This window comes from Pseudomonas sp. RT6P73 (genome assembly GCF_054897715.1).
The window spans coordinates 4762322-4786745 of the sequence record NZ_JBUBUV010000002.1 but is presented as its reverse complement, the minus strand read 5'-3'; the positions used below and the strand labels follow the sequence as shown (position 1 = coordinate 4786745).

Below are 24424 nucleotides of genomic sequence, written 5' to 3'. Positions count from 1 at the left end.
AATTACTTCAATCATTGCGCTGCCCTAGTTAGCTGCAGTGGCGCACAGCTATACTGCGGGCCTGTTTGTGCCTGATTCTGGAGAGAAGAGCATGTTGCAACGCCTGTTGTTCGGTTTGATCACTGTGACCAGTTTGACCCTAGTCGGCTGCGCCCACAGCCCGCAACAACTGAACCCTGAACCCAAGCTGACGACTCAGCTGGCGCCGGTCGGCCATGGTCAGCCGGTGGTGGTGCGTGTGGTGGACGGTCGTCCGTCGCCAACCCTGGGCACCCGTGGTGGCTTGTACCCTGAGACCAGCGCGATCACCGTGCAGGGCGCGCAAATCCTGCCGAAGTTGCAGGCTCAGGCCGAGGCGGCCGTGCGGCTGCTGGGCTTTACCCCGACGTCGAATGCGCTGAATGCTCCGCAGTTGACGGTGACCTTGGCCGAGCTGAAGTATCAGTCGCCCAAAGAAGGCATGTACGTGACCGAGGCGACCATCGGCGCGACGTTCCGCTCTGATGTGCAGAATGCCAACCGTCGTTACAGCGGTCGTTACGGTGCGTCCCTGGATCAGCGTTTTGGTATGGCGCCGAATCAGGAAACCAACACCAAGCTGGTCAGTGATGTGTTGAGCGATGCGTTGACGCGTCTGTTCAAGGATCCGACGATTGGTCAGGTTCTCAGCGAATAACGGTTCGCGAGATTCAAAAAAGCCCGGTGCCAGCAATGGTCCCGGGCTTTTTCATGCTCACCTATTTTGCGGCTTTACGCGTTCCACCTGTAGGAGCGAGGCTTGCCCGCGAAAGCGGTGTGTCAGGCAACATCAATGTTGAATAGGAGACCGTCTTCGCGGGCAAGCCTCGCTCCTACAAGGGATCAGTGGTGGTCAGGCAGCTTGCGAATAAAAATCCAGCACACTCACACCTGTCAGCAAATCCGTCTCCGGCAAATCCGCATGTTGATGCCCACCCAACGCGCAATAAACCAGCCAGTGGCGGTCTTGAACGTTAAAGGCGAGGCTTCCTACGAGGTTTTGTTGTTCGTCACTCTGGGCGATGAGGTAGAGGCGGTCCTGGTTTTCAGCGTGCAACATGACAATTTCCGTGTCGGTTTCGAGGGCCGCCAGACTGGCGTATGCAGATGACGGTACCGTGACACAGGACAGCATTTAGTCAGATGTTTCGTTATTTGTCGGAAAGGCAGGGCAGGTGGACAGGCTTTCGGTAGAATCCGCGCCGCAATCGTCGGTTCGGCGTTTGTCACACCTGTTTTGCCGAGGTCCGTGATGTCGTTGCATTTGATTTCGCTGTTCACCAACCACCCCGCCAAGCTGATCAACCTGCTGGCCTTGCTGCTGGCGTTCCCGGGCGGCTGGCTGCTGCATGCTACTCGTCGCCGAGAACAACGCGCCATGGCCAGCCTGGCGGCCCAGCGCCAGAGCCGCCCGAGCGAAGAGCCCATCCTGGATTGGGCGACCTTGCGCATGAACCGGTTCTTCTACCGTTTCGGTTTCGCCTGCCTGGGGTTGGCGTTGCTGGTGTCGTGGATCAGCACCCGGTTTTGAATCTTTAACACCAACCCCTGTGGTGATGGAGCTTCTGTGGTGAGGAGCTGCTGAGGGGACTCTGTGGCGAGGGGACTTGTCCCCGTTGGGCTGCGAAGCGGCCCCAAACCCTGCAACCCGTTTTCCTCTGACACACCGCGCTTGCTGGATTTACGACTGCTGCGCAGCCGAACGGGGACAAGTCCCCTCGCCACAGAGTCCCCTCGCCACAATGATGTTGTGTCAGGCAAATAGAAACGGCGCCCAAAGGCGCCGTTGTCGTATCCAGTCGAAAAACCTACAGCGGCAATCCCGCTTTCACCCGGTACTGATTACGCACCGGCGTCGCATATTGCAGCACCATGAACGGGCGATGTTCCTCGGGGCAAGCCTCCAGGCGACGCCGCCATTCTTCCTGTGCCTTGGCCAGTTCGTCGGCCGCAAACACTTCGGCGGCTTTCGGCACCTGCAGTTGCGGGTCGGCGTCTTTCCACTGGGAGTAAGCCAGGTAGTGCACCGGGAACAACCGGTAGCCACCAAGGATCTGCCGGTCCATCTCGATCGCCAATTGCTTGGTGTCGTCGAACAGTTCGGTGATCGGCGCAGCGAAGTTCACATGCACCCGGCCTTTGTAGCCGGTGATGCCCTTGGCGATGCTGACGTCGTCTTCACCCGGCACTTTGGTGTAGCTGCCGGTGGTGGCGCGGATGAACAGTTCGCGGGCCTTGGCCTGGTCGCACGGGTCGTATTCGTAGCTGATCGACACGGGGCTGACGTTCAACGAGCGGATGACTTCGCCGAACGGCTCGTCCTTGCGGCTCATGTGAAACATTTTCAGGATCGCCGACTCGGTACGGTCGTCGCCGTCCTTGGCCCGGCCCTCGGCCTGGGCGATCCAGATAGAAGCGCAATCGTTGCGGATCGAGTGGTTGATGTAGGCCGACAGCAGCTGATACGCCGCCATCTTCTCGCGTCGACCGGTGATTGAACGGTGCACGATGAAGCTCTTGTTCAGGCGCATCAAATCGCTGACGAAGGGCTTTTGCAGCAGGTTGTCGCCGATCGCGATGCGCGGTGTCGGCAGGCCGGCGTGGTACACGGCGTAGTTGACGAAGGCCGGGTCCATCACGATGTCGCGGTGGTTGGCAATGAACAGGTACGCGCTGCCGGACTTGAACTGCTCGACGCCGGTGTACGTCACACCGTCCGTGGCCCGTTCGATAGTGTGGTCGACATACATCTCGACTTTATCCTGCAACGTGGCCACTGACGTGACGCCAGAGAACTCACGGCGCAGCCGATGAGCTATAAGAGGTTTGAGCGCCCAGCCGAAAGCACCGGCAAAGCGCGGGAAGCGGAAGTGGATGAGGATGTCTAGAAACGCCTTGTCGCCGAGCAGCCGGTCCAGCACCGCTGGGACTTCGCTATCGTCGTACGGTCGGATGGCATCGAATTCGCCCATCATGCTCTCTTGTTAGAAACGGCTAGGGTAAGTAAAGGTTTTGCTCGAAAACCAACGGGGCACGGTCTGAAAAGGTAGCCAGACAAAAATAGCCCTGCAAATAGACCGGCGATTATACGCACAAGTCACCTGGGAGACCGCGATGCTGGAAACTGCGCAGTATGAATGTCCGTATTGTGGTGAAGAGGTTGAGACGACCGTGGATCTGTCCGGAGGCGATCAGACCTATATCGAGGACTGTCAGGTGTGCTGTCGGCCGATAACGTTTGTGTTGCAGGTTGACGGAGAGGAATGGCATCTCGAAGTGTTCAGCGAAAATGAGTGAGGGGCGTCTATGCAGCGAATCTATGATCCGGAGAACCTGATGGAAGGTGAGTTGCTGCGAGGCATGCTGGCCAGCGAGGGCATCGAGGCGCATCTGGTGGGGCGCGATTTGCTTGGCGGGACCGGCGAATTGCCGGTCTATGGCCTGCTGGGCTTGTCGGTGGATAACGACCAGGCCGAATACGCCCGCGAACTGATCACCGCGTACAATGCCGCGCTGCCACTGCCCGGTGATGAGCCGGAGAGTTTTCCCGGCACGCTGGTCTGTTAGGCTGGCGTTCGTTTTATTGAGAGTCGTGTTGCCCCATGTGTGGACGTTATGCCCTGTTTCGCTGGAACCCCGCCTTCGCGGCCCTGCCTGGCTTCCCCGCCGATCAGCAGGCCCAGTGGAATATTTCTCCCAATGATTCGGTGCTGATGCTGCGTGCCGGCGTTGACGGTCAGCGTGAGCTGGCTCGAGCGCGCTGGGGTTTGACGCCGCCGTGGCTGACGGATCTTTCGCGCACCCCGGCCCATGCCCGGGCCGAAACCGTTGCCGAACAACCGATGTTTCGCCAGGCCCTGCGCGAACGCCGTTGCCTGCTGCCGGCCAACGGTTTTTACGAATGGCGTGGCACGACCCGCAAGCGACCGTATTGGCTGACGCCGGGGGAAGGCTCGACATTGTTTTTTGCCGCAATCTGGGAAGCGTATCCGGTGCAGGAGCAGGTGTGGTTGAGCACGGCAGTGATCACTCAGCCAGCGGCGAGTCAGCGTCGGCCGCTGATTCTGGATGCGGCGGGGCAGGAAGCGTGGTTGAATCCTGAAACGCCATTGCATACGTTGCAGGCGTTGCTGGCCAGTGAGCCCGCCGCATTGCGCGAGCGGGTGTTGGCGAATCTGGTGAATGATCCGAAGCTGAATGGGCCAGAGTGTTTGACCCCCGGTTGATTCGGCGCCTGTACCGACGCCTTCGCGGGCAAGCCTCGCTCCTACGGATCACTCTGTCCTGTAGGAGCGAGGCTTGCCCGCGAAGGGGCCCTCGGATCAGACCTTGAACTGATTGATCAACCGCCGCTGCTGCTCAGCCAGCTTGGTCAAATCCGCACTCGCCGCACTCGATTCATCCGCCCCGCCAGCCACTTCATTGGCCACTTGTCCAATGTTGATCACGTTCCTGTTGATGTCGTCAGCCACCGCACTCTGTTCCTCGGCCGCGCTGGCAATCTGCGTGTTCATGTCATTGATCACCGACACCGCCTGAGTAATGGTCTCCAAGGCCTCGGCGGCTTTCGCCGCATGTTGCACGCTTTCGTCAGTGCGGTTCTGGCTGTCCTCCATCACCCGCACCACATCGCGGGTGCCTTGTTGCAACTGCTGGATCATGGTCTGGATTTCTTCCGTGGCCTTCTGGGTTTTCTGCGCCAGGTTGCGCACCTCATCGGCCACCACCGCAAAACCACGGCCCTGTTCGCCAGCGCGGGCGGCTTCAATGGCCGCGTTCAAGGCGAGTAGATTGGTTTGTTCGGCGATCCCGCGAATGGCGGTCAGGATTGCGTTGATGTTCTCGCTGTCCTTGGCCAGGGTCTGCACGACGCCAACGGCCTTGCCGATTTCCACCGCCAGCACGCCAATCGAGTTCGACGTATCGCGCACGATTTGCATGCCCTGGGCCGCTGCCTGATCGGCATGGCTGGCGGCTTGCGCAGCCTGGGTCGCGTTGCGTGCCACGTCTTGCGCGGTGGCGGTCATTTCATGCACCGCGGTGGCCACTTGATCGATCTCGGCCATTTGCTTCTGCACGCCGATGTTGGTGCGGATCGCAATGTCGGCGGTGTGTTCAGACGAATCGCTGACGCTCTGCACCGACGTCACCACCTGGGTGATCATCGCCTGTAGTTTGGCCAGGAACGTGTTGAAGCCTTTGGCGATCGAGCCCAGTTCGTCGGCGCGGTCACTGGTCAGGCGGCGCGTCAGGTCGCCTTCACCTTTGGCAATATCGTCAAGCATCGCGACCATTTGCTTGAGCGGGCGGGCAATACCGTGGCCCACCAGCCAGATCACCAGCAAACCGATACCGGCGATCAACAAACCGACCATGGCCATACCGAAGGTGTCGGATTTGCGTTGAGCGTCCAGGTCACGCTGGAGTTTTTGCAGGTCGGCCATCACTGCGTTCAGCGGCAGTTGCAGCATCAAGGTCCAGCGCGCATCGGTCTGGCCGATGCCGAACGGCAAGTACAGCTCGATCCGGCCCTGGGCCTTGTCGACGGTGTAGGTCACTTCGCCGCGCTTGAGGTTGGCCATGTTGGCGATCTGCTTGCTGTCGAGGATGTCGCTGACCTTCTCGCCGAATTTGCTCGGGTCCTTGGTGTAGGCAACGATTCGGCCATTACCGCCGATCAGCGCCATTTCCCCTGCGCCGCTGTACAGTTTCTGATTCGCGCCCAGCAACATTTCCTGGATGAAGTTCACCGACAGATCGGCGCCGACGATGCCTTGGAAGGCGCCGTTGAGCATGATCGGTTCAATGAAGGAAGCGAGCATGACGATCTTGTCGCCGACCTTGTAGGGCGCCGGATCTATCACACAGGATTTTTTGGTTTCTTTCGAGCACAGGTAGTACTCGCTGGCGCGGACCCCGGTGGACAGGGTTTTCTGGTCATCAACGTCCACCAGTTTGTCCAGGCCCAGGGTGCCGTCCTCGTTGCGGAACCACCACGGCAGGAAGCGTCCGTTGCTGGCGTCGATGCCGACCACCTTGGTGTCGACGTAGGCTGCGTCGTTGTGGTCGAGCGCGTCTTTTTCCCAGCCTATATAAGTGCCGAGAATTTTCGGGTTCTTGACCACGTTTTCCTTGATCAGGCTGATCAACTGCTCACGGCTCAGGCTCAGCTGCGGCTGGCCATCGGCGCCCGGTGTGCCGATCAGCGCGTTGACCCGCACCAGGCCGCCGGCGATCAGCAGCGGCGCTTCGAGTTCACGCTGGATCTGGCTGACCTGGGTTTGCGCCAGAGAGGTCAGCCGCTGCTCGATCACTTGCTCGAATTGCGCCTGGGTCCGCTCCTGGACCATGTCTTGCGTCCGGGCGCCGGAAAACAGTGCGTACAGCACCAGCGCGGCGACTACGCTAAGAACGATGGCGCCGGCGAGGGCTGCCACGGAAAACTGGATCGACTTGAATTTCATGGGTGCTCCGCACGCAAGAGGACGTCTGCGGTGGTGTATCGGCAGGAGCCCGGAGGGCCATGAGCGGGGTCGGGCGAAATGGCTGTTTTGGAGTGTTGGATGTCGCAAATGAATCATTGCGGGCCGTTGTCGGCCGTGGCGGGCGTCGGTATGTGAATTTTTTCCTACGGCCATGAGAGTTTTGGCTGAAATGTGCGTCTACTCATTTGCGTAACTGGCGTCGAGACCATTCCCGCCCAGGATACGCGCCATGTTTCCAGGGAGTTTTTTGATGAACAAGACATTGGTTGTGTGTGCGCTGAGTGCAGGTTTGCTGCTTGCCGGTTGTCAGTCGGTCAATACCACCAGCGGTGGCGCCGTGGGTGTTGAGCGCAAGCAGTACATGTTCAGCATGTTGTCCACCGACGAAGTCAACCAGATGTACGCTCAGTCGTATCAAAAGACTGTCGGAGAGGCGAACACCAAAGGCGTGCTGGACAAGACCAGTAACGACGCCAAGCGCGTTCAGTTGATTGCCGATCGACTGATTGCCCAGGCGCCGGTTTTCCGCCCGGATTCGGCCCAGTGGAAATGGGAAGTCAACCTGATCAAGAGCGACGAGCTCAACGCCAACTGCGGGCCTGGCGGCAAGATCATTTTCTACACAGGGCTGATCGACAAACTGCAACTCACCGACGATGAAATCGCCGCGATCATGGGCCATGAAATCGCTCACGCCCTGCGCGAGCATGGTCGTGAGGCGATGTCCAAGGCGTACGGTATCGAAATGGCCAAGCAGGGCGCTGGCGCGTTGCTCGGTCTGGGCCAGGACAGCCTGGCCCTGGCGGACACCGTGGCGAAATACGGCATGACCTTGCCCAACAGTCGTGGCAATGAAAACGAGGCGGACCTGATTGGCCTGGAACTGGCGGCTCGTGCCGGATACAACCCGAACGCCGCGATCACGTTGTGGAACAAGATGAGCAAAGCCTCGGAAGGCGCGCCGCCGGAGTTCTTGAGCACTCACCCGGCTTCGTCCAGCCGGACGGCGGCGTTGCAGGGGGCGATTCCGAAGGTGATGCCGTTGTACGAGAAAGCGCCGAAATCCTGATAGTAGGCGTTGACGGCACTGACGCCTTCGCGGGCAAGCCACGCTCCCACAGGTTTTGTGTTGTACACAAATTTTGTGATCGACCAGAAACCTGTGGGAGCGTGGCTTGCCCGCGAAGAACGATAACGCGGTCTACCGACCTACCGCATCAAACCCACCCACTGCTCTGCATCGCCTTGTACACCGCAACAATCGCCAGGATAAAAAACGCCGACGCCGCCAGTCGACGGATCAGGGTGAGCGGCAATTTATCCGCCGCAAAGTTACCCGCCAACACCACGGGCACGTTGGCAATCAACATCCCGGCGGTGGTGCCGATGATCACCAGCCACAGTTCCGGGTATTGCGCGGCGAGCATCACCGTGGCGACCTGGGTTTTGTCGCCCATTTCGGCCAGGAAAAACGCAATCAGCGTAGTCAGGAACGGCCCGAACTTGCGGGCGGTGCCGGCTTCATCGTCGTCCATCTTGTCCGGGACCAGGGTCCACAGCGCAGTCGCGGCGAAGCTCGCTGCGAGGATCCAGTGCAACACCGCATCCGAGAAGAAACTCCCGAACCAGGCACCTACCGCGCCGGCTGCCGCGTGGTTGGCCAGGGTCGCGGCGACGATGCCGGCGATGATCGGCCAGGGTTTGCGAAAGCGGGCAGCGAGAATGAGCGCAAGCAGTTGTGTCTTGTCGCCGATTTCGGCCAAGGCAACGATTGCGGTGGGAACGAGCAAAGAGTCCAGCATCAGGGGTTTTCCTAAGGGGCGGGTCGACACGGCTATGACACGTACAGCCTTCCCGCCCCGGGTAAGGTGTTCGTGTCATAGGTCTTGTCAAACCCTGCGATCCGTCTGATGCGGACGCTTGGGTCGCATACGCCATGGTCTGTTGACCAAGTATGTTGACGTATGCCGGACGAGCATGGCGCTCGTGGGAGACTACTCCCCTAGGACGGAGCGGATTCTGCCTAGGCAAATCCGATTGGGCAAGCAGAAAGTTTTATCCGCGTTTGGCCCGGTAAATCCTGAATCCCTGGCCTTCAGCCTTGATCGCGCACACGCCAAGGTGCTCTTCGATCAGCGGTTGATACTTCAGGAAGCTGTTGGCGACAAGGCGCAGTTCGCCGCCGTTTTTCAGATGTTTGGCTGCTTTTCGCAGCAAGTTCTCGGTGGCGAAGTAATCTGTGTGGACGCCGACATGGAACGGAGGGTTGCTCAGAATTGCACTCAAACCCATCGGTGCCGCGTCGATGCCGTCACCGGTGATCACATCAGCTTCCAGACCGTTGGCGGCAAGGGTCAGGCGACTGCTGGCGGCAGCGAACGCATCCACGTCGAGCAACGTAACCTGATTGTGCGGATAACGGCGTTTCACCGCGGCGCCCAACACGCCCGCACCGCAACCGAAGTCGAGCAAGTGGCCGCTTGGCAACTTGTCCAAATGCTCCAGCAGCAACGCGCTGCCGCGATCCAGCCGACCGTGACTGAACACCCCCGGCAGGCTGATGACTTTCAGTGGACCTTCGGCCAGCGGCAATTCATACGTCTGGGCCAGGCTTTCCAGCGACTTGGCTTCTGGCGCGTTGGCCACGGTGACCAGCCAGAGCTGGCAATGCCGCGCGCTGTCGAGCTTGCGTGGCTTGCCGAACGGGTTTAGTTGCTTGGCCGCACCTTCGATGCCGCTGCGTTTTTCCCCCACCAGATACAACTCGCGACCGGCCAGGCGCGAGGCGAGGGCGTTGAGGATGTAGTCGGTCAGGTCCTTGGACTTGGGCAAAAACACCACGGCCGTCTCGAACTCACGCTCGGGTGCGTTCACACCAAAATGGCTGCGCTCGGCAAAACGCGCGTCCAGCGCCGCTTGATCGCCGGCGTGCCAGCACCAGCCGTGGGCATCAGGCAGTCGGCCCAGCAAATCGTCGGCGGGCAAACCGGCCAACAACACCGAACCCTGGAATAACTCGGCCTGACGAAGCAGTACTTCACTGCGCGGATCCATAACTGCTCCTGTGAAAAAAAGTGCCGCAGTCTATCAACTGACGACCCGCAGCGCTTTACCGCTGAAGTAGCCCTTCGCGTTTTCGGTCAACTGACCGACGATCCGCTGCCGCGCCTCGCGACTGCCCCAGGCGTTGTGCGGTGTGACAATCAGCCGTGGGATGTCGTGGGCCAGCAAGGGATTGCCGGCAGTCGGTGGCTCGACGCTCAGCACATCGGTGGCCGCGCCGCCCAGATGACCGTTGCGCAAGGCATCGGCCAGCGCCTGTTCATCGATCAAGCCACCGCGCGCGGTATTGACGACGAAAGCGCCGGGTTTCATCGAGGCCAGTTCTGGGGCGCCGATGAAGTGGCGGGTGTGTTCGTTGAGTGGGCAATGCAGGGTGAGGGCGTCGATCTGCGGCAGCAGTTCATCCAGCGGCAAGCGATCCGGCCGGGCAGGGCGCCCCGGAATCTGGCCCAGCAGCACGCGCATGCCGAATGCTTCGGCAAGTCGTGCGACCGCGCCACCCAGTTCACCATGGCCGAGCAGGCCGAGGGTTTTTCCCTCAAGTTCGACAATCGGGTAATCCAGCAGGCAGAACTGTTTCGCTTGCTGCCAGCGGCCTTCACCGACGGCTTTCTGATAATCGGCCAGGCGCGTGGCCAGGTTGAGCAGCAACATGATCGTGTGCTGCGCCACCGATGGCGTGCCGTAACCCTGGCAGTTACAGACCGTGATGCCGTGTGCGCGAGCGGCCGCGAGATCGACATTATTGGTGCCAGTGGCGGTGATCAAAATCAGCTTCAGGTCGGGGCTGGCGGCGATGGCGGCGGCGTCGATCAGGATTTTGTTGCTGATGGCCACGGTGGCGCCGTTGAGGCGTTCGATCACCTGCTCCGGCGTGGTTTGTGCGAACAGCTGCAAGTCGTCGAAGCAGTCGCGCAACGGGCTGAGGTCGAGATCGCCCAAGTCCAGGGACGGATGGTCGAGGAAAACGGCGCGGCGAGAGTTCGTCATCAACTGTACCTTTTATGCATTGAACTGAAGGCGTAATCTGCCGAGCCTACCAGATGAAACAAATGGTTACGCAGTGCACCAAATTGTTCGCGAGTTGATGAAGCAGCGACGCCCCTGTAGCAGCTGGCGAAGCCTGCGTTCGGCTGCGCAGCAGTCGTAAAACCTGAGCACGCAGTTTTTCTGAAAGACTGCGGTGCCTGATTTCACGACTGCTGCGCAGCCGAACGCAGGCTTCGCCAGCTGCTGATGATGTTGTTGCCTGGATTTTTTATTTGACCGATCTGCCCCAGAGGAGCCCCCCATGTACTGGACAGAGTTCTTGACCGTTGCCCTGATTCACTTGCTCGCCGTCGCCAGCCCCGGCCCGGATTTCGCCGTGGTGGTCCGTGAAAGCGTGACTCACGGCCGTCGCGCCGGGACCTGGACAGCGCTGGGCGTCGGTACGGCGATTTTCCTGCACGTCGGTTATTCGCTGCTCGGCATCGGCCTGATCGTGTCCCAGTCGATCGTGCTGTTCAACGCCTTGAAATGGGCGGCAGCCGCTTACTTGCTGTACATCGGCTACAAGGCCTTGCGCGCGCAACCGGCCAAACCGGTTGCCGACGATCTGCACAAGGAAGCCGGCGAACGCACGCCACGCGGCGCCTTCACCTCAGGTTTCGTGACCAACGGTCTGAACCCGAAAGCCACGCTGTTCTTCCTGTCGTTGTTCACCGTGGTGATCAACCCGCACACACCGTTAGCGGTACAGGCGGGCTACGGGATCTATCTCGCGGCGGCGACGGCTGTTTGGTTCTGCCTGGTGGCGCGGCTGTTCAGCCAGCAACGCGTGCGCGCCGGTTTCGCCCGCATGGGCCACTGGTTCGACCGGACCATGGGTGTGGTGTTGATCGCCATCGGCGTCAAACTCGCCTTCACCGAAGCGCATTAATCGCGAAGCGCCTTTCGGATAATGAAATCCCTCAAATGCTGGCGCAAAGCTAGCATTTGTATGGCTCTGCAAATCATTCCTTTGGCTGATTTGGCCGGCGTATAAGGGTTCTAGAGTGGTTGCCTCTAAAAGCCAACACCGTGCAGTCAGAAAAGGGATTCTTATGTTGCAGACTCGCGTTATCCCCCCAGCCGAAGGCGCTTACCAGTATCCGTTGCTGATCAAGCGGCTGCTGATGTCCGGCGCTCGTTACGAGAAAACCCGCGAGATCATTTACCGCGACCAGATGCGCTATAGCTATCCGACCCTGATCGAGCGAGTCGCGCGGCTGGCCAACGTGCTCACGCAAGCTGGCGTCAAGGCCGGTGATACCGTGGCGGTGATGGACTGGGATAGCCATCGGTATCTGGAATGCATGTTTGCCATCCCGATGATCGGTGCGGTGATTCACACCATCAACGTGCGCCTGTCTCCCGAACAGATCCTCTACACCATGAACCACGCCGAGGACCGCTTTGTGCTGGTCAACAGCGAGTTCGTCGGGCTGTACCAGGCGATTGCCGGGCACCTGACCACGGTCGAGAAAACCCTGCTGCTGACTGATCTGCCGGAAAAAACTGCTGACTTGCCGAACCTGGTTGGCGAGTACGAGCAGTTGCTGGCAGCCGCGAGCACGCAATACGACTTCCAGGATTTCGACGAAAACTCGGTCGCGACCACGTTCTACACCACGGGCACCACCGGTAACCCTAAAGGTGTGTACTTCACCCATCGGCAACTGGTGCTGCACACCATGGGCGTGTCGACCATCATGGGCGCCATCGACAGCGTGCGCCTGCTGGGCACCAACGACGTGTACATGCCGATCACGCCGATGTTCCACGTGCATGCCTGGGGTTTGCCGTATGTGGCGACCATGCTCGGGCTCAAACAGGTTTACCCCGGGCGTTACGACCCGGAATTCCTGGTGGAGCTGTGGCGCAAGGAGAAGGTCACCTTTTCCCATTGCGTACCCACCATTCTGCAAATGGTCCTTAACTCCAAGGCCGCGCAAGCCACTGACTTTGGTGGCTGGAAAATCGTTATCGGCGGCAGTGCGCTGAACCGCGCGCTCTACGAAGCGGCCAAGGCCAAGGGCATTCAGTTGACCGCGGCTTACGGCATGTCGGAAACCGGACCGTTGGTGTCCTGTGCTCACCTCAACGATGAGCTGATGGCCGGCACCGAAGACGAACGCACCACGTATCGAATCAAGGCTGGCGTGCCGGGGCCTTTGGTGGAGGCGGCGATCGTCGACACCGACGGCAACTTCCTGCCCGCCGATGGCGAGACTCAGGGTGAACTGGTGCTGCGTGCGCCGTGGCTCACCGAGGGCTACTTCAACGAGCCGCAGAAGGGCGCCGAGCTCTGGGCCGGGGGTTGGCTGCACACCGGCGACGTGGCGACGCTGGACAGCATGGGCGTGATCGACATTCGCGACCGGATCAAAGACGTGATCAAGACCGGCGGGGAGTGGATCTCCTCCCTGGACCTTGAAGATTTGATCAGTCGCCACGTGGCGGTACGCGAAGTAGCAGTGGTGGGCATCGCCGATCCGCAGTGGGGCGAGCGCCCGTTTGCGCTGTTGGTGATCCGCGAAGGGCATGAGATCGGGGCTAAGGAGCTCAAGGAACACCTCAAGCCATTCGTGGAATTGGGCCACCTGAGCAAGTGGGCGATCCCGAGCCAGATCGCCCTTGTTACTGAAATTCCCAAGACCAGTGTCGGCAAGCTCGACAAGAAGCGTATCCGCCTCGACATCACTGAATGGCAGGCCAACAACAGCACCTTCCTTTCGACGCTTTAAGCGTCTTCTGGCGTGCCTAAAAGGGCACGCCAGCCCCACCAAGCAAGCGCTTGGCTTGTGAAATCCGAATTTTCAGCCATCCTTGCCGTGCCGACATGTGTCGGACTGGCGAAAGGACTGTTCCAGAGTGGCCGGCAGCTGCAAATCACACTTTAGAGGGATCAAGCTCTACTACCTGCTGGCTATAGTCCGCTCAAGGATTTTTAAGAACGGAGCAAACGCACAAAACGGGGCGATGCAATTTTGGAGTGACTTCGGGACGCCTTGGCTCCTCGTCACCCACAACGTTTTTAGAAGTGCTAACTGCCATAACAATAATGCACATGGAGTAGCGTCGATGACATCAGTAAACAAGTTCTGGCGCCGGGCGAAATTGCCCCTGGCGGTCAGTCTCGCCTCTTCGCTCGCCGGGCCTGCATTCGGCGTCAGTTTCAACGTTGGTGAAATCGAAGGTCAGTTCGATTCTTCCCTCTCGATCGGCTCGAGCTGGTCTACCGAGAGCGCCAACAAGAACCTCATCGGCGTGAACAACGGTGGCCGCGGCCTGTCCCAGACCTCTGATGACGGTCACTTGAACTTCGAGAGCGGGAAAACCTTCTCGAAGATCTTCAAGGGCATCCATGACCTTGAACTGAAATATGGCGACACCGGCGTTTTCGTCCGTGGCAAATACTGGTACGACTTTGAACTGAAGGACGAGAGCCGTCCGTTCAAGGACATCAGCGACAGCAACCGCAAGGAAGGCGCCAAGTCCGCCGGCGGTCAGATCCTCGACGCCTTCGTCTACCACAACTATTCCGTTGCCGATCAGCCGGGCTCCGTGCGTCTGGGCAAGCAGGTCGTGAGCTGGGGTGAAAGTACCTTCATCGGCGGCGGCATCAACTCGATCAACCCGATCGACGTGTCCGCGTTCCGTCGTCCGGGTGCCGAGATCAAGGAAGGCCTGATCCCGGTCAACATGTTCTATGTGTCTCAGAGCCTGACCGAAAACCTGTCGGCTGAAGCGTTCTATCAGCTGGAATGGGACCAGACCGTTGTCGATAACTGCGGCACGTTCTTCTCGCAGCCGGACATCGTTGCCGATGGTTGCGACAACAACTTGCGCGTATTGAACAAGCGCTCGCAGATTCCAGCCGTTGCGTTGGGGCCGTTGGCCGCCAACGGCGTTGATGTCAACGAGGAAGGCGTCCTGGTCCGCCGCGGTGGCGATCGCGACGCTCGGGATAGCGGCCAGTGGGGCGCGTCCCTCAAGTACATGTTCGAGCCGCTGGACACCGAGTTCGGTGCCTACTTCATGAACTACCACAGCCGTGCGCCGATCTTCAGCGCCACGGGTGCGCCGCAGTCGGTCTATAACACCGCTGCTGCACTGCCAGGTCCTTTCGCGGCACTCGCGCCGCTGCTGGTGGCGGGTAACTCGAAGTACTTCATCGAATACCCGGAAGACATTCGCCTCTACGGTTTGAGCTTCTCCACCACCCTGCCTACCGGCACGGCGTGGAGCGGTGAACTGAGCTACCGTCCGAACGCACCGGTGCAGCTCAACTCCACTGACATTCTGTTCGCCGGTGTGCGTCCTCTGGGCGGCGCTCTGGGTAACGCTTCGTTGCTCTCTGCCGGCCCGGGTCAAGATCTGCACGGCTATCGTCGTAAAGAAATCACCCAGTTCCAGACCACCCTGACGCACTTCTTTGACCAAGTCATGGGCGCGAGCCGTCTGACCCTGGTGGGCGAAGTGGGCGTGACACACGTTGGCGGCCTGGAAAGCACCTCCGACGTCCGTTATGGTCGCGATCCGGTCTACGGCCCGGGTTCTTTGCCAGCCACTGGCGCTGTAGACACTTGCGTGGCGCTCAACACCAGCACCATCAACGGTGCCGGCCCGGGCACTCCGACCAACAACCGCAGCCGCAACTGCAATAGCGACGGCTTCACCACGTCGACTTCGTGGGGCTACCGTGGTCGCGCCATCTGGGAATACAACGACGTGTTCGCCGGTGTGAACCTCAAGCCGAACGTGGCTTGGTCCCATGACGTAGACGGTTATTCGCCTGGCCCTGGCGGCAACTTCGAGGAAGGCCGCAAGGCAGTGAGCCTGGGCGTCGACGCCGAGTACCAGAACACCTACACCGCGAGCCTGGCCTACACCAACTTCTTTGATGGCAAGTACACCACCGTCGATGACCGCGACTTCGTTGCGCTCAGCTTCGGCGTGAACTTCTAAGCACTGTTTTTTCAGGACGAACGCACATATGAAAATAACAAAGAGTCTGTTCCACGCCGGTGTTCTGGGGCTTTCGCTGCTGGCGACCAGCGTTATGGCGGCAGTGCCTGCCGCCGAAGCGGACAAACTGGGCAAGAGCCTGACGCCGATGGGCGCCGAAATGGCGGGCAACGCCGATGGTTCGATCCCGGCCTGGAAACCGATGGCGAAAAACGCCGGCACCGTCGACGGCAAAGGCTTCCTGTCTGACCCGTTCGCCAGTGAAAAGCCGCTGTTCACCATCACGGCGCAGAACGTCGACCAGTACAAAGACAAACTCGCTCCGGGCCAGTACGCGATGTTCAAGCGCTACCCGGAAACTTTCAAGATGCCGGTTTACCCGTCCCATCGCGGCGCGACCGTGCCGGACGCAGTGTTTGCCTCGATCAAGAAAAACGCCACCAGCACCAACCTGGTGTCCGGCGGCAACGGTCTGGAGAACTTCGAAACCGCCGTGCCGTTCCCGATTCCTAAGACCGGCGTTGAAGTCATCTGGAACCACATCACCCGCTATCGCGGTGGCAGCGTGACCCGTCTGGTGACCCAGGCCACGCCGCAGCCGAACGGCTCGTATAGCCTGGTGTACTTCCAGGATCAGTTCGTGTTCCGCGACAAGATGAAGGATTACGATCCGGCGAACCCGGGCAACATCCTGTTCTACTTCAAGCAGAAAGTGACCGCGCCGGCACGTCTGGCCGGTGGTGTGCTGTTGGTGCACGAAACCCTCGACCAGGTTAAAGAACCGCGTTCGGCGTGGGTCTACAACGCCGGTCAACGTCGCGTGCGTCGCGCGCCACAAGTGTCCTATGACGGGCCGGGTACTGCGGCGGATGGCCTGCGGACCTCCGACAACCTGGACATGTACAACGGCGCGCCGGATCGCTACGACTGGAAGCTCGAAGGCAAGAAAGAGATGTACATTGCCTCCGACAGCTACAAGCTTGACTCGCCTCAACTCAAGTACGACGACATCATCAAGGCCGGTCACATCAACCAGGACCTGGCTCGTTACGAGCTGCGCCGTGTCTGGCATGTGGTCGCCACCCTGAAGGAAGGTCAGCGCCACATCTACGCCAAGCGTGACTTCTACATCGACGAAGACACTTGGCAAGCTGCGGTGATCGACCACTACGACGGTCGTAACCAACTGTGGCGTGTGGCGGAAGCTCACTCCCAGAACTACTACAACGTTCAAGTGCCTTGGTACACCCTGGAAACCTTGTACGACCTGCAATCGGGCCGTTACCTGGCACTGGGCATGAAGAACGAAGAGAAGTCGGCCTATGACTTCGGCTTCACCGCGACCACCAGCGATTTCACACCCGCTGCACTGCGTCAGGACGGGGTTCGCTAACCTGCACTGAACAGAGGCTGCATCCTCTAAAACGCCCCGACTGGTTCGGGGCGTTTTTTTTTGCCGGGCCATCCATGCATCCGTAGGAGCGAAGCTTGCTCGCGAAGGCGTCCGTATCTACATCGCATGTTTTCAGATACACCGCGTCATCCCCGATCGCGGGCAAGCCTCGCTCCTACATTCTTTTTGTAGCCATTTGTAGCAATAACCTTCATTCCCTCTTCGTTTACCGATAGTCTGCGGACATCTGCAACGCCGCCACCCGCAATTCAAACAAGAGCCGGCCATGACTGATCTGTCCCCACTCCCGGGCCCTGCAAGCGTTGCCGTCGCGGCACTGGACGGGCGCTTTTTTCGGCCCCCGTTGCCCGACGGCCATGTGCTGCGGCCTCGTCTGTGCGAGCGCCTGAGTGCTGGCCTCGGTGGCAGGCTGTTGCTGGTCAGCGCGCCCGCCGGGTTTGGCAAGAGCTCATTGGCGGTGGAGTTCTGCCAGGGGCTGCCGGCCCATTGGCACAGTCTGTGGTTGGGGTTGAGTCCTCGAGACAGCGATCCGGGCCGTTTCCTCGAGCGGCTGCTCGAAGGTCTTCAGGATTACTTTCCGAAACTCGGCAGCCAAGCCTTGGGCCTGCTGAAAATGCGCCAACGCCATCAGCCATTCGCCTTCGAAGAATGGCTCGACGGTTTGCTCGATGAGCTGGCCATCCACCTTTCGCCAATGAAGCCTTTGCTGCTGGTGCTGGATGACTATCATCTGGCCCAGGGCCCGGTGCTCGATCGCTGCCTGCAGTTTTTCCTCAATCATTTACCCGATGGCTTGCTGGTCATGGTGACCAGTCGACAGCGTCCGGACTGGCACCTGGCGCGTTTGCGCCTGTCGCGGCAATTGCTCGAGTTGCATGAGCAGGACCTTCGACTGACCCACGATGAAGCCCTCACGTTGCTTGATCGACACAGCAGTTCCTTGCGTGGCGAGGCGCTGGAAAACCTGATCCAGCGCAGTGAAGGCTGGGTCGCCGGTCTGCGCTTCTGGTTGCTGGCTGCCTCGGAGGCGGGCACCGACGGTGCGTTGCCGCAGTCGTTGCATGGCGGGGAAGGGCTGATTCGCGACTACCTGCTCGAAGAAGTCATCGATTGCCTGCCCGCCGAAGTGCAGTCATTCCTTTACGACACCGCGCCTCAGGAACGTTTTTGCAGCGAGCTCTGCGATGCGGTTCGCGAGGCCCATGACAGTGCCGAAATTCTGCGTTTCCTTCAGGCGCACCAAGTGTTCCTGGTGCCGTTGGACGAACACGGCCACTGGTATCGCTATCACCATTTGTTTTCCGACCTGCTGCGTACCCGGCCCACCGCTCAGTCGATTGTGCCGGCCGCCAGCCTGCACCTGCGCGCCTGTCGCTGGTTCAATGCTCAGGGGTTGCTCGACGAGGCGGTGGAGCAGGCGTTACGCGCCGGGCACCTGGACGTTGCGGCGAACCTGGTGCAAAACCTCTCTGAAGAACAACTGCTCGCCGAACAGAACGTCGGCATGCTGCTGCGTTGGAAAATGGATTTGCCCGACAGCCTGCTGATCAGCACGCCGCGGTTGATCGTGCTTTACAGCTGGGCGTTGGGGCTGGCCTGTCAGCTGGACGCTGCCGAGGAGCTGGCGGCCCACTTGAGCCGCTTCCTGCCAGCCCCGTCGGCCACCGCGCAGAAGTCCATGCTGGCGCAATGGCTGGCCCTGAGCGGCATCATCGCCCGGGGCCGAGGTAATCGCGCGCTCACGCAACTCTATTGCACCGAAGCACTGGAGAGCCTGCCGGCCAAGCGCTACGGGCAACGGCTGATGTGTCTTTCAACCCTGTCCAACCTGGCGATCGCCGACGGCGACTTGTGGCGTGCACGCAGCTTGAACCGCGAGTCGCTGGAATTGGCGCAACGGGTCGGTAACCCGCTGTTCGAAGCGCTGGCCCATTACGACCGCGCGCGCGTGCTGCAAGCGCGGGGGGAAATCATGCGCTCGCTGCAAGAAGTCCGACAGGGCCTGCAACGTCTGCAAGGGTTATCCCCGCAACGGCTTTACGCCGTGCGCGCGCGCCTGACCTTGTACGAGGGCTTTTTGCTGGCTGTGCGCTTGCAACCGCAAGCCGCGCGGGCGCGTTTAAAAGCCGGGTTGAGTGAAGCCCGAGCCTGTCGTGATATCAGCGTATTGATCGGCCACTGCGTGATCGCCCGGCTGGAGGGCAGCAGCGGCGAGTTCGCCAAAGCCTTCGCCGAACTCGCCGAAGCCGAACGCCTGATGCACATCTGGGACGTGCCGCCGATCTACTATCTGGCGATGATCACTCTGGTCAAATGCGAACTCTGGCTGGCCCAGGGACGCACCGATCTGGCCGAAGCCTGGCTGGCGCGACTGGGCCAGACCTATAACGGCGAGCACGCGGCAGCGCCGCCGGAATTCCATCCACAGCTGCCGCTGCATATCGAATTGCAGCAAGCCTTGCTGGAGGTGATTCAGGGGCAGCCGATGCTGGCCGAAGGCCGTTTGAACGCGCTGCTTGAACATGGGCAGAAATCGGGACGGCAAATGCTCAGCGTGATGGCGCTGACGCAGAAAATTGCCTTGTTGCTGGCTGGCGGCCGTGAGCCAGAGGCTCGCAAGGCGCTGGTCCAGGCTCTGGAAGCGGCAACCGGCGGCGTCCTGCAACCGTTCGACGGATTGCTGGCTGAACACCCGGACTGGCTGCGCGGGCAATTGCAACTCTGTGCACAAACCGCGGTTTCGCAAAACCTTGTAGAACAACTTCCTGCCGCCGCCTCGCGTCCGGCGCTGGAGTTATCCCCAGGCGCGGAAACGCTCAGCGCCCGTGAGCTGGCCGTCCTGCGCCTGATTGCCCAGGGCTGCTCGAACCAGGAAATCAGCGATCAACTGTTCATCTCGCTGCACACGGTCAAGACCCACGCCAGCCACATCAACAGCAAGCTTGGGGTTGAGCGGCGTACGCAGGCGGTGGCGCGGGCTAAAGAGTTGGGGGTGCTGGGGTAGCGCATTTTCAAGATCTACAGGGTCCACAAGACTTGATACGGTTTTGTGCCAAAATTGCCCATCCCAGTTTTCCGAGCATGCCCAGATGTCCCAGCAGCCCACCCTGATTCGCGAAACCTTCCCCGTCGGCCCGTTGCAGTGCAACTGCACGATCATCGGCGATCCGATCACCAAAAAAGCGATCGTGGTCGACCCGGGTGGCAACCACGAACTGATCCTTGCGCGCCTCGACGCCTTGGGTCTGAAAGTGGTCAGCATCATCCACACCCATGCGCACCTGGATCACTTTCTGGCCTCCGGTCAGCTCAAAGAGAAAACCGGCGCGACCCTGCACCTGCATAAAGAAGATCAATTCCTTTGGGACAATCTGGAGATGCAATGCCAGATGTTCGGCGTGCCTTATACGCCGGTGCCGTCGCCGGACCGCTGGTTGGCCGACGATGAAGAACTGGCCTGTGGTTGCGGCGTGGCGTTGCACACGCCGGGCCATACACCGGGTTCCATGAGCTTCTGGTTTTCAGAGGCCAAGCTGCTGATTGCCGGTGACACGCTGTTTCGTCGCGGGGTAGGGCGTACGGATTTGTGGGGTGGCGATCAGGCGACCATCGTGCGGTCGATCAAGCAGCGGCTGTATACGCTCGACGAAGAAGCGACGGTCGTGACCGGGCATGGTCCGGACACGCGCCTGGGCGATGAAATGCGCGAGAACCCGTTTGTGCGGGCTTAAATGTAACCGACGGAATTTTCGTCGGCCAAAATGATCCAACGCCCGCAAAGGTTCAATGCTTTAGTCCGTTGCACCCCAGAATGAAAAATCAGGAGCTCTTCATGTTCACCAAGCAGCGTTTGATTATTGTCGCTACGGCTGTGGCCTTGCTGTCTGGCTGCGCCTCGCCTAACCCTTACGACAACCAGGGCCAGGCCGACGGTGGCTCCACGGGCATGAGCAAAACCGCAAAATACGGTGGCCTCGGTGCGCTGGCCGGTGCGCTGGCCGGTGCCGCCATTGGTCACGACAACCGTGGCAAGGGCGCGCTGATTGGCGCTGCCGTGGTCGGTGCTTCCGCTGCCGGTTACGGTTACTACGCTGATCAGCAAGAGAAGAAGCTGCGTGCCAGCATGGCTAACACCGGTGTCGAGGTGCAGCGTCAGGGCGATCAGATCAAGCTGATCATGCCGGGCAACATCACGTTCGCCACTGATTCGGCGAATATCGCCTCCAGCTTCTATCAACCGCTGAACAATCTGGCAGGCTCGCTCAAGGAGTTCAGCCAGAATCAGATCGAAATCGTCGGCTACACCGACAGCACGGGTGCCCGCCAGCACAACATGGACCTGTCCCAGCGTCGTGCCCAAAGCGTGGCGACTTACCTGACCTCGCAAGGCGTCAGCGGCGCCAACCTGTCGGCGCGCGGTGCCGGGCCGGATAACCCGATTGCCAGCAACGGTGATACCAATGGTCGGGCGCAGAACCGTCGGGTCGAGGTCAACCTGAAGGCGATTCCGGGCCAGCAGTATTCGCAACCGACCCAGTAGTGACAGCAAAAGCCTGACTGAACCCCAGGCGTAAAAGAGCCCGCCCCGATCCTCAGCAGATCGGGCGGTTTTTTTGTCGCCAGCACTGGCCCCATCGCGAGCAGGCTCGCTCCCACAGGTGACCGCGAACCGATCCAATACTCGGTCCACTGTGGGAGCGAGCCTGCTCGCGATGGGGCCAGAACTGGCGATAAAAACTTCAGAATTTAAAAAAGCCCCCGGACAATCACTCGTCCGAGGGCTTTTTCATATCGCGCAGAACCTGATTACTTCTTCAGGCCGTAATGCTCATCGAGCATGCCCGGCGCGTTCGGGGCTTTGGGGGCGTAGTCGCGAGGCGGCTCCTGATTGCGCGGTGGCGTCAGGCGTTCCCGTGGAGCCACGGCAGCGTCGGCGTGCAGGGCGGCCAGCAAGCGTTGGCGGGTCTGTTCGTCCAGGGCCAGGCGGTTGGCACCCTCGGCGAGGTGATCCTGCACTTCCTGATAGCTCGCAGTGAGTTTCTTGACCAGTGATGCAGTGCTGTTGAAGTGGGTGACCACCTCGTTCTGATAACTGTCGAAACGTTCCTGAACGTCATCCAGCTGACGTTGTGTGCTGCTCGGCGCAGCATTCGGCACCAGGCGAGCGATCAGGAAACCAATGGCGACACCCACAACCAGGGCAAGAGTCGGCAACAACCAAACTAAGAGCGAGTGTTCCACGAGTCCTTCCTCTATAAACGGCTTTGCTTTACGTTAACGGCTCGAACCTGCGCTGTATACCGCGATTCACTCGCAATAGATTGGCACAGACAATTTGCTAGACGAGTCGACCCGATTTGAGGTCACGGAGTTCCTTCCTTGCTTATGCGCGAAACCCCTGTAGTGATTGATGGCCCGGTCGGCCAACTGGAAGCCCTTTACCTCGACAATGAGCAGCCGCGCGGCATTGCGCTGATCTGTCATCCGAACCCGGTGCAGGGCGGCACCATGCTCAACAAAGTGGTCTCGACCTTGCAGCGCACCGCGCGCGACGCCGGTCTGATTACTTTGCGTTTCAACTACCGTGGCGTCGGTGCCAGCGAAGGCACCCATGACATGGGCACCGGTGAAGTCGATGACGCTCAGACCGCCGCCGAATGGCTGCGAGCCAAGCACCCCGGCTTGCCGCTGACCCTGTTCGGATTCTCCTTCGGCGGTTTTGTTGCAGCAAGTCTCGGCGGACGCCTGGAAGCGAAGGGCGAACAGCTGAAACATCTGTTCATGGTCGCGCCCGCGGTCATGCGCCTCGGCGATCAGGATCAGCTGCCACAAAACGGTGCGCTGACCCTGATCCAGCCGGAAACCGACGAAGTCATCGATCCGCAAGCTGTCTACGATTGGTCCTCGACACTCGAACGCCCCCATGAGCTGCTGAAAGTGGCAGAATGCGGACACTTTTTTCATGGCAAGCTGACCGATCTCAAGGATCTGATCCTGCCGCGCCTTTCGAATTGATTGCAGTCTGACAAGCGATTACCCATGACGACTCGTACCCGTATCCTCACCGGCATCACCACCACCGGAACGCCGCACCTGGGCAACTACGCCGGTGCCATCCGCCCGGCGATCCTCGCCAGCCGTGACAGCAACGCCGATTCGTTCTACTTCCTGGCCGACTACCACGCCCTGATCAAATGCGATGACCCGCTGCGCATCCAGCGCTCGCGTCTGGAAATCGCCGCGACCTGGCTGGCCGGCGGCTTGGACGTGGACCGCGTAACCTTTTATCGCCAGTCCGACATCCCGGAAATCCCCGAGCTGACCTGGTTGCTGACTTGCGTCGCCGCCAAGGGCCTGCTCAACCGCGCCCACGCCTACAAGGCCTCGGTGGACAAGAACGTCGAAACCGGCGAAGACCCGGACGCCGGCATCACCATGGGCTTGTACAGCTACCCGGTGCTGATGGCCGCGGACATTCTGATGTTCAACGCGCACAAGGTGCCGGTCGGTCGTGACCAGATCCAGCACGTGGAAATGGCCCGCGACATCGGCCAGCGCTTCAACCACCTGTTCGGCCAGGGCAAAGAATTCTTCACCATGCCTGAAGCGCTGATCGAAGAAAGCGTCGCCACGCTTCCAGGCCTCGACGGTCGCAAGATGTCGAAGAGCTACGACAACACTATCCCGTTGTTCAGCAGCGCCAAGGAAATGAAAGACGCGATCTCGCGGATCGTCACTGACTCCCGTGCGCCGGGTGAAGCGAAAGATCCGGACAACTCGCACCTGTTCACCCTGTTCCAGGCGTTTGCTACTCCGGCGCAGTCCGATGAATTCCGCAGCGAACTGTTGCAGGGGCTGGGTTGGGGCGAAGCAAAAAATCGTCTGTTCCAGCTGCTGGACAGTGAACTGGGCGAATCCCGCGAACGTTATTACCAGCTGATCGAGCGCCCGGCTGATCTGGAAGACATCCTGCAGATCGGTGCCAAAAAGGCGCGTTCGGTCGCCACGCCGTTCCTCCACGAACTGCGGGAAGCGGTCGGCTTACGCTCTTTCGTCGCCCAGACCCAAGTCGCTGCCACCACCAAGAAGAAAGCCGCGAAAGCTGCGCGTTTTGTCAGTTTCCGCGAGGAAGACAGCAGTTTCCGTTTCCGTCTGCTGGCGGCTGATGGCGAGCAACTGCTGCTGTCGCGCAACTTCGTCGACGGCAAAACGGCCGGCCAGGTGACCAAGCAATTGCAATCGGGTCAGCCGTTGGATGTGCGCAGTGAAGACCGCAGCTTCAGCGTCTGGCTGGAAGGCGAGTGCGTCGCCGACAGCCCGACGTTTGCCGACGACACCGAGCGCGACCTCGCCATCGAGACCTTGCGGGTTGCTCTGACGCCAGTTCAGGAATAATCAGCGGCTCGGTCCGACCAAGGGCCGATTGCCATTCTTACGGGCCGTCGCTACAGTG

22 protein-coding genes, 1 pseudogene and 1 riboswitch are annotated in these 24424 nt (G+C 60.2%); of the genes and pseudogenes, 15 read left to right on the top strand and 8 right to left on the bottom strand.

The features are described from left to right. Window positions 1-91 precede the first annotated feature (91 nt). Window positions 92-676 (top strand): YajG family lipoprotein, encoded by a 585-nt coding sequence (locus ACYZT6_RS22285; protein ID WP_462028652.1) that lies wholly within the window; start codon window positions 92-94, stop codon window positions 674-676. Window positions 677-871: 195 nt separating this feature from the next. On the opposite strand, the gene ACYZT6_RS22280 is transcribed toward ACYZT6_RS22285, so the two are convergent. After that, on the bottom strand, window positions 872-1078 hold the full coding sequence (locus ACYZT6_RS22280; protein ID WP_010458215.1) for a hypothetical protein: 207 nt from the start codon (window positions 1076-1078) through the stop codon (window positions 872-874). A gap of 192 nt (window positions 1079-1270) precedes the next feature. Here ACYZT6_RS22280 and ACYZT6_RS22275 point away from each other — a divergent pair, with 192 nt between their 5' ends. Then, window positions 1271-1549 (top strand): hypothetical protein, encoded by a 279-nt coding sequence (locus ACYZT6_RS22275; RefSeq protein WP_462028651.1) that lies wholly within the window; start codon window positions 1271-1273, stop codon window positions 1547-1549. A 277-nt stretch (window positions 1550-1826) separates the two neighbouring features. On the opposite strand, the gene ACYZT6_RS22270 is transcribed toward ACYZT6_RS22275, so the two are convergent. After that, window positions 1827-2993 (bottom strand): 1-acyl-sn-glycerol-3-phosphate acyltransferase, encoded by a 1167-nt coding sequence (locus ACYZT6_RS22270; protein ID WP_462028650.1) that lies wholly within the window; start codon window positions 2991-2993, stop codon window positions 1827-1829. A gap of 139 nt (window positions 2994-3132) precedes the next feature. On the opposite strand from ACYZT6_RS22270, the gene ACYZT6_RS22265 reads away from it, so the two are divergent. The 3 genes from ACYZT6_RS22265 to ACYZT6_RS22255 are packed head-to-tail and all read left to right on the top strand — an operon-like array spanning window position 3133 to window position 4244. Continuing rightward, on the top strand, window positions 3133-3315 hold the full coding sequence (locus tag ACYZT6_RS22265; protein WP_214378625.1) for a CPXCG motif-containing cysteine-rich protein: 183 nt from the start codon (window positions 3133-3135) through the stop codon (window positions 3313-3315). Between the two features lie 9 nt (window positions 3316-3324). Then, on the top strand, window positions 3325-3585 hold the full coding sequence (locus tag ACYZT6_RS22260; RefSeq protein ID WP_462028649.1) for a putative signal transducing protein: 261 nt from the start codon (window positions 3325-3327) through the stop codon (window positions 3583-3585). Between the two features lie 35 nt (window positions 3586-3620). Beyond that, entirely contained in the window at window positions 3621-4244 is a 624-nt protein-coding gene (locus ACYZT6_RS22255; protein WP_462028648.1) for an SOS response-associated peptidase, read from the top strand. A 96-nt stretch (window positions 4245-4340) separates the two neighbouring features. On the opposite strand, the gene ACYZT6_RS22250 is transcribed toward ACYZT6_RS22255, so the two are convergent. Continuing rightward, window positions 4341-5084, bottom strand: coding sequence for a methyl-accepting chemotaxis protein (locus ACYZT6_RS22250; protein ID WP_371916308.1), 744 nt, complete (start codon window positions 5082-5084; stop codon window positions 4341-4343). Window positions 5085-5195: 111 nt separating this feature from the next. After that, window positions 5196-5393: pseudogene (locus ACYZT6_RS22245) on the bottom strand (HAMP domain-containing protein); the annotation flags it as partial. A gap of 1360 nt (window positions 5394-6753) precedes the next feature. Between ACYZT6_RS22245 and ACYZT6_RS22240 the strand changes: the two are divergent. Beyond that, the gene (locus ACYZT6_RS22240) at window positions 6754-7572 is read left to right on the top strand and encodes a M48 family metallopeptidase (RefSeq protein WP_462028647.1); all 819 of its coding nucleotides are present in this window, start codon (window positions 6754-6756) and stop codon (window positions 7570-7572) included. A 148-nt stretch (window positions 7573-7720) separates the two neighbouring features. On the opposite strand, the gene ACYZT6_RS22235 is transcribed toward ACYZT6_RS22240, so the two are convergent. The 3 genes from ACYZT6_RS22235 to ACYZT6_RS22225 form a co-directional block, all read right to left on the bottom strand. Continuing rightward, window positions 7721-8305, bottom strand: coding sequence for a TMEM165/GDT1 family protein (locus ACYZT6_RS22235; protein ID WP_462028646.1), 585 nt, complete (start codon window positions 8303-8305; stop codon window positions 7721-7723). An 89-nt stretch (window positions 8306-8394) separates the two neighbouring features. Continuing rightward, window positions 8395-8519, bottom strand: a riboswitch (yybP-ykoY riboswitch). A 39-nt stretch (window positions 8520-8558) separates the two neighbouring features. Next, window positions 8559-9557, bottom strand: coding sequence for a class I SAM-dependent methyltransferase (locus ACYZT6_RS22230; protein ID WP_131059460.1), 999 nt, complete (start codon window positions 9555-9557; stop codon window positions 8559-8561). A 33-nt stretch (window positions 9558-9590) separates the two neighbouring features. Next, window positions 9591-10556, bottom strand: coding sequence for a 2-hydroxyacid dehydrogenase (locus ACYZT6_RS22225; RefSeq protein ID WP_462028645.1), 966 nt, complete (start codon window positions 10554-10556; stop codon window positions 9591-9593). Between the two features lie 301 nt (window positions 10557-10857). Here ACYZT6_RS22225 and ACYZT6_RS22220 point away from each other — a divergent pair, with 301 nt between their 5' ends. From ACYZT6_RS22220 to ACYZT6_RS22190, 7 genes are all read left to right on the top strand, one after another. Further along, entirely contained in the window at window positions 10858-11487 is a 630-nt protein-coding gene (locus tag ACYZT6_RS22220; protein WP_461976691.1) for a LysE family translocator, read from the top strand. Window positions 11488-11650: 163 nt separating this feature from the next. Continuing rightward, on the top strand, window positions 11651-13333 hold the full coding sequence (locus ACYZT6_RS22215) for a fatty acid--CoA ligase (protein WP_462028644.1): 1683 nt from the start codon (window positions 11651-11653) through the stop codon (window positions 13331-13333). A gap of 337 nt (window positions 13334-13670) precedes the next feature. Continuing rightward, window positions 13671-15557 carry a DUF1302 domain-containing protein gene (locus ACYZT6_RS22210; RefSeq protein WP_462028643.1) on the top strand — a complete coding sequence of 629 codons (1887 nt, stop codon included), beginning with the start codon at window positions 13671-13673 and terminating at the stop codon, window positions 15555-15557. 28 nt (window positions 15558-15585) lie between these two features. Beyond that, window positions 15586-16950, top strand: coding sequence for a DUF1329 domain-containing protein (locus tag ACYZT6_RS22205; RefSeq protein WP_109634739.1), 1365 nt, complete (start codon window positions 15586-15588; stop codon window positions 16948-16950). A 286-nt stretch (window positions 16951-17236) separates the two neighbouring features. Then, window positions 17237-19975, top strand: a complete 2739-nt coding sequence (locus tag ACYZT6_RS22200) for a LuxR C-terminal-related transcriptional regulator (protein WP_462028642.1) — start codon at window positions 17237-17239, stop codon at window positions 19973-19975. An 85-nt stretch (window positions 19976-20060) separates the two neighbouring features. Next, entirely contained in the window at window positions 20061-20702 is a 642-nt protein-coding gene (locus ACYZT6_RS22195; RefSeq protein WP_010458191.1) for an MBL fold metallo-hydrolase, read from the top strand. A 101-nt stretch (window positions 20703-20803) separates the two neighbouring features. Continuing rightward, window positions 20804-21511, top strand: a complete 708-nt coding sequence (locus tag ACYZT6_RS22190) for an OmpA family protein (protein WP_462028641.1) — start codon at window positions 20804-20806, stop codon at window positions 21509-21511. 266 nt (window positions 21512-21777) lie between these two features. On the opposite strand, the gene ACYZT6_RS22185 is transcribed toward ACYZT6_RS22190, so the two are convergent. Next, complete coding sequence (locus ACYZT6_RS22185) at window positions 21778-22212, bottom strand: Z-ring associated ZapG family protein (RefSeq protein WP_462028640.1); 435 nt, start codon at window positions 22210-22212, stop codon at window positions 21778-21780. A 144-nt stretch (window positions 22213-22356) separates the two neighbouring features. Between ACYZT6_RS22185 and ACYZT6_RS22180 the strand changes: the two genes are divergently transcribed. Continuing rightward, complete coding sequence (locus ACYZT6_RS22180; RefSeq protein ID WP_462028639.1) at window positions 22357-22986, top strand: alpha/beta hydrolase; 630 nt, start codon at window positions 22357-22359, stop codon at window positions 22984-22986. Between the two features lie 24 nt (window positions 22987-23010). Continuing rightward, a complete protein-coding gene (locus ACYZT6_RS22175; RefSeq protein ID WP_462028638.1) occupies window positions 23011-24366 on the top strand; it encodes a tryptophan--tRNA ligase in 1356 nt (451 codons plus the stop codon). Window positions 24367-24424 lie beyond the last annotated feature (58 nt).